The organism is uncultured Mucilaginibacter sp., from assembly GCF_903913935.1.
Classification (GTDB): domain Bacteria; phylum Bacteroidota; class Bacteroidia; order Sphingobacteriales; family Sphingobacteriaceae; genus Mucilaginibacter.
Window position 1 is genome coordinate 1 of record NZ_CAIWNH010000283.1, and the last position, 13,805, is coordinate 13,805.

The 13,805-nt window shown below is 40.2% G+C and carries 14 protein-coding genes and 1 pseudogene; 12 read left to right on the top strand and 3 right to left on the bottom strand.

The genetic code is table 11. From position 1 onward, the window contains the following. From QZY09_RS11235 to QZY09_RS11245, 3 genes are all read left to right on the top strand, one after another. Positions 1-531, top strand: a 531-nt coding sequence (locus tag QZY09_RS11235; protein WP_295672411.1) for a histidine kinase, incomplete at its 5' end; no start/stop codon positions are given. 2 nt (positions 532-533) lie between these two features. Further along, a complete protein-coding gene (locus tag QZY09_RS11240) occupies positions 534-1,007 on the top strand; it encodes a response regulator (RefSeq protein ID WP_295672412.1) in 474 nt (157 codons plus the stop codon). Between the two features lie 9 nt (positions 1,008-1,016). Continuing rightward, positions 1,017-1,268: a LytTR family DNA-binding domain-containing protein gene (locus QZY09_RS11245; protein WP_295672414.1), complete on the top strand. Its 252-nt coding sequence runs from the start codon at positions 1,017-1,019 to the stop codon at positions 1,266-1,268. Here QZY09_RS11245 and QZY09_RS24735 read toward each other — a convergent pair. Both QZY09_RS24735 and QZY09_RS24740 read right to left on the bottom strand, forming a co-directional pair. Beyond that, a complete protein-coding gene (locus QZY09_RS24735; RefSeq protein WP_367119209.1) occupies positions 1,200-2,258 on the bottom strand; it encodes a thiopeptide-type bacteriocin biosynthesis protein in 1,059 nt (352 codons plus the stop codon). The genes QZY09_RS11245 and QZY09_RS24735 overlap by 69 nt on opposite strands. Before the next feature lie 105 nt (positions 2,259-2,363). After that, positions 2,364-4,303 (bottom strand): annotated as a pseudogene (locus QZY09_RS24740) (lantibiotic dehydratase family protein); the annotation flags it as partial. Between the two features lie 524 nt (positions 4,304-4,827). Here QZY09_RS24740 and QZY09_RS11260 point away from each other — a divergent pair. The 8 genes from QZY09_RS11260 to QZY09_RS11295 are packed head-to-tail and all read left to right on the top strand — an operon-like array spanning position 4,828 to position 10,438. Beyond that, positions 4,828-5,550, top strand: a complete 723-nt coding sequence (locus tag QZY09_RS11260; RefSeq protein WP_295672419.1) for an SDR family NAD(P)-dependent oxidoreductase — start codon at positions 4,828-4,830, stop codon at positions 5,548-5,550. Further along, positions 5,547-6,140: a hypothetical protein gene (locus QZY09_RS11265; protein ID WP_295672420.1), complete on the top strand. Its 594-nt coding sequence runs from the start codon at positions 5,547-5,549 to the stop codon at positions 6,138-6,140. Before QZY09_RS11260 ends, QZY09_RS11265 begins: the two co-directional genes overlap by 4 nt. Next, positions 6,140-6,409, top strand: coding sequence for an acyl carrier protein (locus QZY09_RS11270; RefSeq protein WP_096353082.1), 270 nt, complete (start codon positions 6,140-6,142; stop codon positions 6,407-6,409). The genes QZY09_RS11265 and QZY09_RS11270 overlap by 1 nt, the downstream gene beginning before the upstream one ends. A gap of 2 nt (positions 6,410-6,411) precedes the next feature. Beyond that, the gene (locus QZY09_RS11275) at positions 6,412-7,761 is read left to right on the top strand and encodes a beta-ketoacyl synthase N-terminal-like domain-containing protein (protein WP_295672421.1); all 1,350 of its coding nucleotides are present in this window, start codon (positions 6,412-6,414) and stop codon (positions 7,759-7,761) included. Further along, positions 7,762-8,574, top strand: a complete 813-nt coding sequence (locus QZY09_RS11280) for an SDR family oxidoreductase (protein WP_295672422.1) — start codon at positions 7,762-7,764, stop codon at positions 8,572-8,574. Then, complete coding sequence (locus QZY09_RS11285) at positions 8,564-8,965, top strand: holo-ACP synthase (protein WP_295672423.1); 402 nt, start codon at positions 8,564-8,566, stop codon at positions 8,963-8,965. The genes QZY09_RS11280 and QZY09_RS11285 overlap by 11 nt, the downstream gene beginning before the upstream one ends. A gap of 7 nt (positions 8,966-8,972) precedes the next feature. Continuing rightward, a complete protein-coding gene (locus tag QZY09_RS11290) occupies positions 8,973-9,794 on the top strand; it encodes an alpha/beta hydrolase (protein WP_295672424.1) in 822 nt (273 codons plus the stop codon). Then, positions 9,791-10,438, top strand: a complete 648-nt coding sequence (locus QZY09_RS11295; RefSeq protein ID WP_295672425.1) for a 1-acyl-sn-glycerol-3-phosphate acyltransferase — start codon at positions 9,791-9,793, stop codon at positions 10,436-10,438. Before QZY09_RS11290 ends, QZY09_RS11295 begins: the two co-directional genes overlap by 4 nt. Positions 10,439-10,554: 116 nt before the next feature. On the opposite strand, the gene QZY09_RS11300 is transcribed toward QZY09_RS11295, so the two are convergent. Continuing rightward, complete coding sequence (locus tag QZY09_RS11300) at positions 10,555-12,036, bottom strand: lipopolysaccharide assembly protein LapB (protein ID WP_295672426.1); 1,482 nt, start codon at positions 12,034-12,036, stop codon at positions 10,555-10,557. 219 nt (positions 12,037-12,255) lie between these two features. Here QZY09_RS11300 and QZY09_RS11305 point away from each other — a divergent pair. Next, a partial coding sequence (locus QZY09_RS11305) for an amino acid adenylation domain-containing protein (protein WP_295672427.1) occupies positions 12,256-13,805 on the top strand: 1,550 nt, incomplete at its 3' end.

The following is a 13,805-nucleotide window of genomic DNA, read 5'->3' on the forward strand; positions in this document are numbered from 1 at the left end:
AACCCGCATTTTTTATTGAATACCCTTAATTTTTTATATAATTCAGTATCTAAATACTCTGAAAAAATAGCTGATAGTGTAATGACTTTGTCGGACATTATGCGCTATGCTTTAACGAATGCCGATGATGATGGGAAGGTTTGGCTGGAATCTGAATTAGAACAGGTAAATAACTTTGTAATATTAAACCAGGCACGATTCAACAAACGGCTTAATATTGATCTGATTACAGAAGGCGATACGGAGGGCTTAAGAATTATTCCATTAGTTTTAATTACACTTGTAGAAAACGTTTTTAAATACGGAGATTTGTTGAATGAAAATTACCCCGCAAGGATAATTACAACAATTGATGGCGGTAAGCTAATTTTCATTACTCAAAACCTTAAAAAAAAGAAAGTAGTTGAACATGGGTACGGCATTGGTATTAAAAATGTAAGGGACCGTTTGGCAATGTACCATCAATATGAATTGAATATAGAGGACAATGAAACTGAATATAAATCTACCTTGAAAATCGAACTGAAATAAATATGAACACCTGCTACGTGATTGATGACGAGGAACATGCTATTGATACACTGGTAAACTACATCAATAAACTCCCGGCGCTAAATTTGGTTGGCACATCCCTTAATCCGTTAAAGGCCATTGATGAGATCACCAATTCAATCCAGGTTGATATCGTTTTTTTGGACGTTGATATGCCCGAAATATCCGGGCTTGATGTAGCCGACATCATATCACCGCATACGGCAGTAATATTTACAACAGCTTATCCTAATTACGCAGTGCAGGCCTTTGAAAAAAACGGATCGGACTTTTTATTAAAACCTATCTCTTTTGAGCGTTTTACCAAATCGGTAACAAAAGTGCAAAGCCTAATCCGGTCAAAGAAAGTAGCTGAAACTCATCATGAAGATGAACAGTTTTTTATAAATCCAGGAATTAAAGGGCGAATTATTCAGCTGAGTTATTCGGAAATTATTTATATTGAAGGCCTATAAAATTACGTTGTGCTGTACACTGTCGACGGCAAACATATCACCTACCTGTCTATGCGCGAAATTGAAAAATTGTTGCCCATGTCGCGTTTTACAAGAATTCATAAATCTTATATTGTCAGCATCGAGAAGATCAAATCGATTGACGGCAACAATGTTATATTATCGCCATCAATCGAACTGCCCATCGGCATTTCATTTAAAGACAGTTTCATTCAACTGATCAACAGCCGGACGCTTAGAAGCGGGCGCAAAGTTCAGTAGCTCCCTGTCTTTACGCGCTTTTACCGAGAGATAATACTTGTATAGCAGGTAGTATATAATAAACTCGTGACTGCGTTGTTTTTCGTTAAAAAGCCTGTTTAAATGCATGTGAATAATATCAGCTGCCAGTTTCATGAGTTTTCCGGGGAAAAATAATTGAGCCGTTGTTTTTAAAAGGCCCAATGACTTCAGATACGATGCATACTCTTTCTTAACAGCAATCCCAACGATCAGGGCCTGGTTGCTTTTCATGTTATTGATGAAAGTTGAATACTCCCGGTATTTGTTATCCAACTGCATTTTCACCTGTTTACTTTCGTCAAACTCGTGCTTCATGTTTTCGTGGATATTTTTTAACAAGTATATTCTGCTGGAATATTCGGGAAAAAAGATCTCAAGCAATGCGTCTGCCGATAAAAGGGCAAGGTGCAATTCCGAAAAATCAAATGCCCCGGTACTGATGTTTTTGAGATAAGCCAGAACAAGTTCGCTGCTGGCATTAAATGCATTTTCAGCAAAAACGATCGTTTCAGCACCATATCTTTCAATTTCCCGTTTATAAGTATCCAACAATAGGTTATTTATGATCCCTTTTTCAACATAAGTACGTATTTTTTTTTCGAAATACCTAACCACTGTTGCTGTATCATCCGGGTTAGTTTGAATCCTTATCCGTAAATGGTTTTCAGGGTCATTATATCTGATAAAATACCAGCTTGTTAACTTATTTTGTTTTTTTAAGCCTGCTATAATATTCTTTACGCATTTGACAAGAATGTTGTTTGAGCTTGCAGGATGGCAATATAACTTCAAATACACCCATTCATCACCTGGCAGGTATATCCTTTTTACTTTATTTTTTTTTCGGTTTATTTGCCCCAATTTGCTTTGGGTATAAGTCACCTCGCGCGAAAATACAGCAGCTATAAACTGTCCTGCAAATGGCTTCCCTTCATGGTTACAAACATCTGTGGTTTCGTCAAGGAACACTTCCTGCAAAACAACAGGTGCTTTGTTTTTTATAACCTTTATAAAAAGCGCTACCGATCCCGGGTCTGATTGGTCAAACAATAGTTGGTTATCGCCTTCAGTTAATGCAAAATGCCTTTTGAGCCTGATCTTTTCGCTAATTTTAAAAAAATTGTCTGCAGAACCGCTTCCGTCAGCTATATCGGAAATTTCCTCGGCATTTAACACCCATGTTGCCGGGAAAAGAATACAATTTTTATACTCAACCCTCGGGTAGTAACTAATGCCTGGTAGTAATGTCCTTAAGTTAAAATTGAATTTAAGCCCCTGGTATTGCATATCACATAAAAACATAAATATCGACAGTTCACTCCTGCCATAGTTAAAGGCCGAACTTAGCCTTGGTATAACTATTTTGTTATGCTTTTTTGATCTTAAGACAATGTTATTATCAATAATTGATATGGCAAGATCGGAAAGACTTATGATGTTGGGGCTTGCTAGGGTAGAGTGCACGCCTATAGGAATCTCAAACGCCCTTATGCCTGAATTTGAATTTATATTGGCCGCGTGTTCGTCATTAAAACATGATATTTCAGCAAAAATAACCTCATTATTAGATCTTTCTTCAGCCGCAGTTATGCATTGAACCTCCTTCAAAACTTTTTCACTAAATAATGTAAACCTGCCCAGCAGCGCTGTGGCAGTACACCCGCCGGCCTGCTCTATCCAAACTTTATCACCAAACAACCTGAAAACTACTGAAAAACTGGGAGGGGCTTTTAATTCGGACGGTGCTTTTAATTTTTCAAGCTCCTTATCTGTTATTAAAATAGCTTCCTCATTTTTTGTTCTCAAAAATTTCGATAAAAAGAATTCATGAATCGGGGTCCATGTGAAATTCAAACTATTTGATTGAAGGTCCAATTGTATTCCGTCCAATAATTCACTGGTTACCAGGTTGGTCTCTAATCCTTCATAACCTATTCCTGATTCTCTGTCCAGCGCTTGCAGCAGCGGGACTTCCTGGTCTTCAAACCGGGCTTTAAACTTGTTTTTAAAATCTTTTAATGCCTTTGGCGTTGCGTCGGAGGTGATTATTTTTAAACAGTTTAACCCCTCTTTTATATATTCCTGGTATTTAGGGTCAATTGATGATCTAGTTTCTCTTTCGTACCCAACATAAAACATCGATTTAAATTTAGTTTTTGAAAGCTGGTACAAGTGATTTTCTGACAGCGCTTTGATATCCAGCTTTTGTTTAAAGGCGATTTTATTAATAACAGCGTTATACATCGAAATATCCCTTGCAAGTTCACTATTAAATTTCATGGCATTTGCTATGGAAGCAACCCGCGAGAAATATTTTTCACCGGTCATGTTCGGACGAAGTTCCGAGACAAGAAGCCCTTCGTTTATTAAATCCTTTACATATGCCTTAACACCTTCTGTATCATCAATAAAACTGTTCAACCATGCAACTACATCTGAAACTTTTTTTCCATCGGTGCAAAAATTCAACAACTTGCTTAACAATCTGTCTGTTTGATAAGAGTTAATGAAAAACTCTGTTTTTTTTTATTTATATCATAGCTTGTAGTAAGGTACCGCTTTTCGTTTTGAATGGTATATATTGAATCGTTTGTATAATATTTTACATCGTTAAACTCGCCTGTCCTTTCCATCCGCCTGGCTATGTCGGCTGTGAATTGAAAATCAGGGGCAATGTACACTTCTCCGTTCTCCTCTAAAACACATTTTTCAGCATTGTTGCTTAATGGACTCCAGCAAGTGGAGCTAAATGCCGAAAACATACCGAATGGTGTTGGCCGATGGCACATCCTGTTGAAATATTTATGAAGGCTGATCTTAACCTTTCTGTCGAGGTAATAGTAGTCAAATCCGCAACGTTCCAACTCGAGATATAGGCTTTCGCTCGCAAAGAATATAGCCGACTGAAAAAATTGGGTTTTCAGTAATTCAGCCATAATTTCGGTTTTATAATCCCTATAGCTTAGGGCCGGGGTTCTTAAAAACAGATAAAGATTAAAATCAAGGTTAAGCATAGATTAATAGTTTTTAAATAGGGTTAATAAGGCGGTTAAAAGTTAACACAAAAACGCTAAATATATATTCATATTTAATATTTCCATCTATTGAAAGAGAAAAATTAGATATCAAAAATCAATGCATGCCAAGCATTTAACAGATAACTGGGGGGACGTTAAACATATTAAAACTAATTAAATTTAACTAAATGTTTTACACATTATCATGCTATAGTGGCATGCTTTTTCGATGACAGACAATTTAACTTTCAGGTAATTTCCGATAGAGTAAGCTTATTTTAACAGAAGATATTAACCAATACACACAAACCATTTCAATTAAAATAAACCAGCCGCCATATCAGCTATAATTATTCATTCGTAATTAACATACATGAACCCAAATCCGGCTTGAAGGCACAATAAAAACAGGCCGCGTATTGATGGCGTGCTCTTAAAACCCACCGCTGCAATTCCTAAAAGTGGTATCTGTAAATTTTATTATATTGCAGCCAGCTTATTAATAACGATTATATATTTACATGGAGAAAAAAAAATTACTAATTACCGGCGCCAGTAAGGGTTTAGGGTTGGCCATCTCCAAAAAACTTTCATCGGAATATGAATTAATATTACATGCCTCCAAAAGGGAGAGCTTTACGCATATTGAACCGGGAAGCCATATTTTATGCGCCGATTTTAGTGATAACCAGCAGCTTGCCGACTTTTGCAAACAGCTAAAAAAAGACCATGGCGACTCGCTGTACGGCGTAATAAACAATGCCGGCCTCACTTATGATAAACCCTTAAATTTTCAGCCAGAGAGAGAGATAGATGCCATGTTGAATGTAAACTTAAGGGCTCCGATTATGATATGCAAAACCGCCATGAAAATATTTAGTTTATTAAACAAGGGGGTTATCATTAATATTAGTTCGGTAGTTGGCGAAAGCGGCAATGCTTTTCAATCTGTATATGCCGCAACTAAAGCTGGCATAGTAGCGCTTTCCAGGTCACTGGCACAAGAGGCTGCTGCATTAAATGAAAGTCATCAGATCCGGGTACTTAGTGTTTCGCCCGGCTTTATTGAAACTGACATGACTGCTGGAATTCCCGAACAGATAAAAGAAAAATATTTAAATTTAATTCCGGCAAAACGCTTTGGAAACGTTGATGATGTCGCAGATACAATAGCGTTCCTGCTTTCGGACAAGGCATCCTATATAAATGGAACAAATATCCACATCAACGGCGGTTTAATATGATTGATACCAGGGAAGAATATTTAGACGTCATTAAAAACGGCAACCTGCTGGACGTGCATCCAACACAAATGTTATTGCATGGCCCTACCAAGCTGCTGCTTGATAACTACCACTGGCACCTGCCAAATAAAGGCATTGTTGCCAGTTACACCCCAAAAGCCCGCGATGTTAAGGATCATTTCGGCGTGTTTAGGGGCGTTGACCAGATTGAAGCCTTTGCACAGGCAACCATCGTATCCTGTGCCACTTTTTTGGAATGCCGTAAAAGTAATTGCCTGCCTGATGAGCTGAAAGATAAGTTTATCCCGGCTTTCATCAGTGTTGGCAGTGTAAACTTTCATTATTACCTGGAAGAGGGTGACACATTTATCAGCATGGGGAATATCACTTTTTACAAGTGGCGGCAGATGGTAGCTGACGGACGTATATATAAAGTACCGAAATGGCTTGATTTAAATGATTATTTTAGCGATTTCAGTGAAGAACGTTTATTAAAATATGATATTAGCAGCGATTTTAAATTAGTAGCCGAATTGCACGATATTACAGGCAGGGCTATTTTAAAAGAACTTTTTAAAAAAAATGAATAATGGAAAGACAAGAAATACTTGATGGCTTATTAGAAGTGCTAAAAACAATAAGAACGATTGACCCGCAAAGGCTGGTTGGTGTTACTGAAGAAACGGACTTTCTGACTGATTTGAGCACTCCCTCGACTGAACTGATCAATATTGCCGCTAAGGTGGAAAACAAATTCGACATAGAGTTTGAAGATGACGATATTGACCATATGGGGTCAAAAGTTAAAGATATTATCGACCTGATCATAATGGTTAAGGCAAGAGGCGAAAATAAATAAACATGCAGGTTACAGGGAGAAAAGTGGCGGTAGTTGGTATGGGCGGGGCTTTCCCGACCTGTAAAAACCTCGATGAATTTGACCGGAAATTATTCTCGAATCAGAGTTTAATAAGGGAGTGGGACCTGGCAATGCAATATAATAAGCAGATCAGGTCGACTGTGTCAGGGTTTATCACGGACGATGAAATGGACCTGGAAGCGGTTCTGGCTCCTATTGTAGAGAGATACCCTGAAACGTACATTGATAAGTTGGGTAGAATCCCGGATGGGAACCTCTCTACTGCTGACCTTGGCAGTATCTGGACCATGATTGGCGCCCAGGAAGCAGTGAAAATGGCCGGATGGACCACTACAGAGACACAATCAGAAGAAACCGGGGTTGTAGTAGGTTCAGGCGGCGCGGGTAACCAGATTTTAAGGGTAGCCTGGCATTACTTTTTCCAGATGGGAAAGAAAGCCAGGATTGCCGGGGCACATACTGTTGACCGTAGTATGTCGTACCGCGAAGCTGCCAATATATCGTGCCTGTTAAAAACAAAAGGCGTTTGCGAGTCTATTACCTCTGCATGTGCCACCGGGCTTGGTAATATTGGCCATGCTTACAGGCTTATAAAATTTGGGTTGCAGGACCGCGTAATAGCTGGTGGCGTTGAAGGTACCGCGCTTGAAACTTTTATTGGTTTTGATGGTATGATGATACTATCAAAAGGCTTTAGCCCTGCTGAAAGTTCAAGGCCATTTGATATGGAAAGAAACGGCTTTGTATGTTCGTTTGGTGCTGGTATTGTGGCGCTTGAAGAATATGAAATGGCTAAAGCCCGCGGCGCCAATATATTGGGGGTAATTGATAGTTATTTTAACAACTCGGATGGCGACGGGGATATGTTTTATCCATCTTTCGCCGGCCAGCAAAGACTTTGGAAAGGGTTGATGCCGGATAAAGGATTGCGGCCGGATGTTGTAAAAATGCACGGCACATCAACGCCTGTTGGCGACTCCGTTGAATTATTGAGCGTGGTGGATACCCTGGGCGAAGAAGGGTATCACATGTCGGCACCCAAATCACAATTCGGCCACATGCTTGGCGGTGCGGGCGCAGTAGAGTTTATCACTGCTTTATTGATGCTGAAAAACCAAAAGGTACTCCCCTGCCTGAACTCAAACACGCTGAACCCCGAACTGGAAGGCTTTCAAAAGACCGACCACTGGAACGGGCCTTCAAAACCGTTGGCAGCATACAGGCATTTAGTTCCTCAATTCGCATTTGAAAAAGAAATAAACAGAGTTGCCTGTTTAAATTACGGCTTTGGCGGTACAAACAGTGCAATGATGGTTTCGAAGGATATTTAAATGATTGATAATAAAGATAAAGTTGCGGCTATTTTCGGCGTGCGGAACGAAAGCTCCATCGCCTGGTCAATCGCTTTAAAACTGCACCAGTCTGGCTGCAAAGTGGCGCTGAGCTACGTTGCCGAGACAAAAGACGAGGTTTTATACCTGATGCAGCAAAACGGTATGGACAGCAGTTTATCCGCCGAAGTTGATGTAAGGAATGAGTTGCAGATCACCGCGTTCATTCAGTTGGTGTTTAATACAGCAGGACCAATAGACTATGTTTTACATGCGGTGGCATTTGGCACCCAAAGTGTAATGTGCTACTCCTTGCCGGGCAGCACCGAGCCAGCACCCTCCTATTTAGATATCCCCTTTGAAGACCTGATGGATTCATTTAACATCAGCGCTTACTCCTTGTTAAGGATCTGCAGGGTGACACAACCTTATTTTGCAAAAAACGCCTCGGTGTTAACACTTACCTATAATGCTTCGCAAAGGGTCTTCCCTGGATATGCCGGAATGGCCATCAACAAAGCAGCGCTCGAGAATATCATGATCTACCTGGCAAGTTATTTCAGGGACCAGGGCATAAGGGTGAATGCGATTTCGGCAGGTTTGGTAATGACGACCTCGTCGGGCGGAATATTAGGCGTCCGGCGGTTGCGCAAGATGGGCAAATTTACCGCCCCGCTAGGGAATATTGACGCTGATGATGTAGGCGATGCCGCTTTATATTATTTTTCGGGTCTTTCGAAAAAAGTAACCGGGAATATTCATTTTGTTGACGGAGGCTTCAACATAATGGGGCTTGGCGTAGATGGAGAATGAAATTTTAAAATCACTGGAAATATTAAATGCTTCAGGGAAGTTTACCATCGGCAACGACCTTGTGTACCTGCCTGATTTTTCGGCTTCATTTAATGATCTCTTCAAAAAAAAAGTTTATACAGCCGCGGAAATAACTTACAGCGACGCATTTGAAAATTCAGTTTTGCGGTATGCATCCACATGGGCGGCAAAAGAGGCCGTTTATAAGGCAATAAAACAAATAAACCCCTCTACCCTGGGCTGGAAAAAAATAGAGATCATCCGCAAGAAAAATGCCGGGCAACCACAGGTAATTATTCATAGCCCCGAAACCAATTATAAAATAAGTTTAACCATTTCGCACGATGGTGATTATGTTTGGGCAATTGCGCTAATTGACACTGATTTATAATACCACCATGACCGACTATTATTTTGAAAATGATTTGGTTACCCTGCATTATTACAAGTTCGGTAATGGGCCAAAAAGCATGCTCTGTTTTCACGGGTACGGCATGCATGGCAAGCAATTTAAACTTTTAGAAAGCGACCTCGGCACAATCTACACTTTTTATGGGTTTGATCTTTTTTTCCATAAACAAACTAAGCTGAAAGATCAGAGTCTATCTAACATTAAAAAAGGGATCAGCAAGACAGAGATTACCGCATTTATACGGGATTTTTGCAAGCATGAGGATATCGGACGCTTTTCCGTGATCGGTTATTCTATGGGCACCCATTATGCAACAATTGTTGTTGAAGAACTGGGTGGTTTAGTTAATGAATTTATAATCGCCGCACCATCGAGCCTGGAACCGGGGAAACTGATCCGTTTTTTTAGTAAAAACAAAACAGGGAATAAGATCCTGGAAAAATTAACGCTGAGTGAAAAAGCATTGGTACGAATGCTTAAAATGTTTAAGCTATTAAGGTTTATAAACGACCAGGACTATAAAATTTTGTTTAATGAGATAGGAACGGCCGAACTCAGGTTTAATTTTTATGCCTGTTTCACCTATCTCCGCTTTTTAGAGACGGACGAACAGCGTTTATTGGAGGCTATTGAAACAAATAACATCAAAAGCATTTTTATATTTGGCAACCGGGATAAAACATTTCCGCCGCGAATTGGTGATAAGTTTATTCAAAAACTAAAACATAGTGAAGTTATCATTCTGAATGAAGGCCACGAAATGATCAAAAAAGATTTTGTAACCTCGCTAACGAAACTGTTAATATGATCATCAAAGCAAAACCTATCCCCATATTTTTTATCCGTTTGGGTATCGCGCCGTTGCTTTGGTTTTTCAGGCGGCGTTTTAACAAAATGATCCTGAATGACATCGAGATAAAACCGGGGCATTCATATATCCTGATGTGTAACCATTTTGGCTTTTTTGATGGTTTTTTTGCCTACTACCTGTGTTTTAAATTCATCAATAAAAAACAAAAGCTAAAAGGCATTTATACCATGTCGGTAAAAAAGCAAATGGAAAAAAACTGGTGGTTAAAATATTCCGGCAGCTTTTCTGTTGAACCTGGCAAACGTTCAGTTGACGAAAGCCTTGATTATGCCGCCTCGCTGTTAAATGAGCCGGGTAACCTGCTGATCTACTATCCGCAAGGCAACCTGGAATCGGCCTATATCAGGCATGTTGAATTTCAGGATGGTATTTATGAGATTGTAACACGCACCCGGGGCCATTGCCAATTAGTATGGAGCAGTGTTTTATTGGAATATTTTGAAAGCACCAAACAATCCGTTTATTTTAACTTGCTCGATTGCGGCAGCAACAGCGATTTTGATTTTGAACAACTGAAAGCAAAGGTTAACGAATATCATTTACAATCCATCAAAAAGAATATCAGGTTTACAAAGGAATAGCCCCCTCTAAATCTCCTCCGCCATTTTGCGGCGAGACTTTAAAAAGTGATCGAAATTAATTTAAACGAATTCTTCAAATAAATCCGAAATCGAAATTCCGACATCCGAAATCCTACCTACTGCCCTATCCGCTTCAACCCGGCCTTCGCGTCGTTATCAATATCTGTCTGGTATTGATGGCCATGGATATCGAGGGCCTGGTTATAGTAGTCCCCGGCCCTTTTTAAGTCTTTCTTGTCTTCGTAGATCTTCCCGATGCTAAACGCAGCGTTCGCGGCGAAGTAATATTTGGTTGCCGACCCTAACCTGATGGCCTTTTGATAATTTAAAATAGCATCGCCATATTTACCGGTTTTATCATAGATCCTGCCCAGGCGGTAGCAACATTCAATTTTGTCTCTTAAAAGCTTAAAATCGTTTTCATCTTTATTTGCCAATTGTGCCAAAGCTTTAGCATAATAGCCACCATCAAAGTAAAACCGGGCTTTTAACAAGTCGATATCCGGTTTTGCATCATTGGCTTCCCACAGGGCCTGCTGGTCTTTGCTATCGATGGTATAACCTTTGGTTTTTGCCTGTCTTACAAAATATTCGTATTTACCCTGGTCATTTTGTAAAAGGTAAAAGTAGCCGAGTTTTAGATAAGCATCCTTTATGTAGTTTATACCCTTATAATCATTAATAAAATCATACAAAGGTGTCGGAGTTTCATTGTTTACCCGGCAAAGTTTAGCAACGCCAAGCATATAATTTATCGAAGGTACCTTAACATAGTCCCATGCCTTTGGCCTTGCTTCCAGGTAAGTTATTACATCGTCATTATGTGCGGTTTTTGAGGCGATGAGGCCCTGCACATAGGTTTTTAGCAGGCTGCTGCTGCCCATTTCATTCAGCATAGAGATTAGCCTTGGGTAATCATTGTTATTATGCAGCACATTGATATCTATCGTACAAATAAAAAAAATCACCTCGCTGTTATAAAAAGCGAATTTTGTTTTGGGGAGATCGGCCTTAAGTTCTTCCAGTTTTTTAACACCAGCCTGTGCATTGCCGCTCATTCCCAAAAAACGGGTGACACTTTTAAAGCTCGCAGGGATTGAGCCAAAAACTACATTTACCAATGCAAGGCTTATCTGATCTGGTACAAATCCGGGGTATTTTTCTTCGTTGTCATGCAATAGCCCGTTTGCTTTTTTTGCATCAAATCCGGAGGAAACATAGTCCCCAAACTTTGCTTTAAGAAATGACCATTGCAGGTAAATCTCCGCCTGCGCGTACATGTAAAAGGGAGAATTACTGTCGTTATCTTCCAATGCAGATAATCTTGCCGATCTTAGATCCTTTAAGTGTTCATAATCTGCTTTATTTTCGGAAGCAAGCAAACTAAAGTAATCCACATAGTTTTCCAGTAAAATAATGATACCATTTTGCGGGTTTTGTTGTTTCTCTCTTTGGATTGCAGAACGCGCGTCATTCATCCGCAGATCAAGGATAGCCTTATAAGCCTCAGTACAGGTGGCGTCGTAACTAAAATTGGCTTTTGCTGTTAATTGCCAGGTTAAAAAGATGATGACGATGGTTAAAAATTTTCGGATCATTAGCATCAAAGATATTTAAAACATTTTATTGAGGAGAAGTGCGCTTTTACAAAATAACGCCTTTTGCTTCCTTATAAAACACATCAAAAGAACTAAAATAGCTTGTCATTGTTTAAACAACAACCAAATAAATGAAGCACCCGTATAAAGAACCTGGTTATTCTGTGCGCCAATACCCCTTTATAACAGAATAATAATGAAAATAAAAATTGCGTTTTAATGGAAATTACCGGGAAAACAAGTACAATCGGCGTCAATAGTGGCAAGCTTATTCACCAGCTTTTTGATTATCAAAAGATCAAAACTCCGGATGCGCCTGCTGTTATATTTGGTGATCAAAAATTAACCTATAGCCAATTAGGTGAAAATGCCGATAAACTGGCGGCTGCAATCTATGCGCAATCGCCCGATTCATTGGTCGTGGGCGTTAGCACTTTTCGCTGTGTGGAAACGATTATCAGCGTATTGGCTATTTTGAAAGCAGGCAAAGCTTATTTGCCGCTCGATCCGGAATACCCGCAGGACCGTTTACAACAGATTGTAAGCGATTCGGGAATCGATACCTGCCTTTCCATATCTACCCAAAAACACTTTTTTGAGCCATTAGGCATCAAAGTTTTAAATTCCGATAAAGAATATCCTACTGCCTCCAAACAAATTCCGGTTAGTAAATCAGCTGCTTACGTTTTGTATACTTCCGGCTCAACCGGTACTCCTAAAGGTGTTTCGATGGGGCATGAGGCGCTGGCCAATTTGCTGCAATGGCAGGAAAAGCATTCTGCTTCTGCTGCTGGCTTCAACACCCTGCAGTTTGCCCCGCTAACTTTTGATGTATCCTTCCAGGAAATATTTGCTACCTTGACAACGGGCGGCGCTCTGGTTTTGGTTGATGAAACATTAAGGGTTGATCCAACGCGTTTGCTAACTTATATCGAGGTTAACAAAATTAACCGGATATTTTTGCCATTTGTAGTGCTTCAGTATTTAACAGAAGCTGCGGATGCCGAAAAACATTTCCCTGCCTGTTTAAAAGAAGTAATGACGGCCGGCGAACAATTAAAGATCACCCCGCAGGTGGTGCGCTTTTTTTCTGCATTGCCTGGTTGCATTTTATATAACCAATACGGCCCTACCGAAACGCATGTGGTTACCCAGCTTAAGCTGGAAGGTGACCCGGCCTTATGGCCTGCCCTGCCGTCTATTGGTGTACCGATTGACGAAACTGAGATCCTCATTCTTGATAAAGAATTAAAAAAACTTGCACACGGTGAAACCGGCGAACTTTGCGTTAGCGGGTTGAGCCTTGCTGATGGCTATTTGAACCGCCCGGAAATGACGGCCGAAAAATTCATTTTCTGGAATGAAACCGAAGATAAAACAACCCGCATTTACCGCACAGGTGATTTAGCCCGATACCTGCCCGACGGAAATATTGAATACCTTGGGCGGAGGGATACGCAGGTAAAAATAAGAGGCAACAGGGTTGAATTGGGTGAAATTGAAGTCCTGATCAACCAATTGAACGACATACAACAGGCTATTGTGGTTGCCAGGGAAGATGTGCCGGGGCAAAAGCGCCTGGTGGCCTATCTTGTTTCGGCTAAGGATAAAGGTGATACCGACTATGTGCGCAAAAGCATTGAGCAGCAATTGCCTGATTTTATGCACCCCTCCGCCTACGTGTGGTTAAGCGAGCTACCCAAAACAACCAGTGGTAAAGTCGACCGGAAAAACTTGCCAAAACCAGATTTCAAAAGGCCGGAAATGGA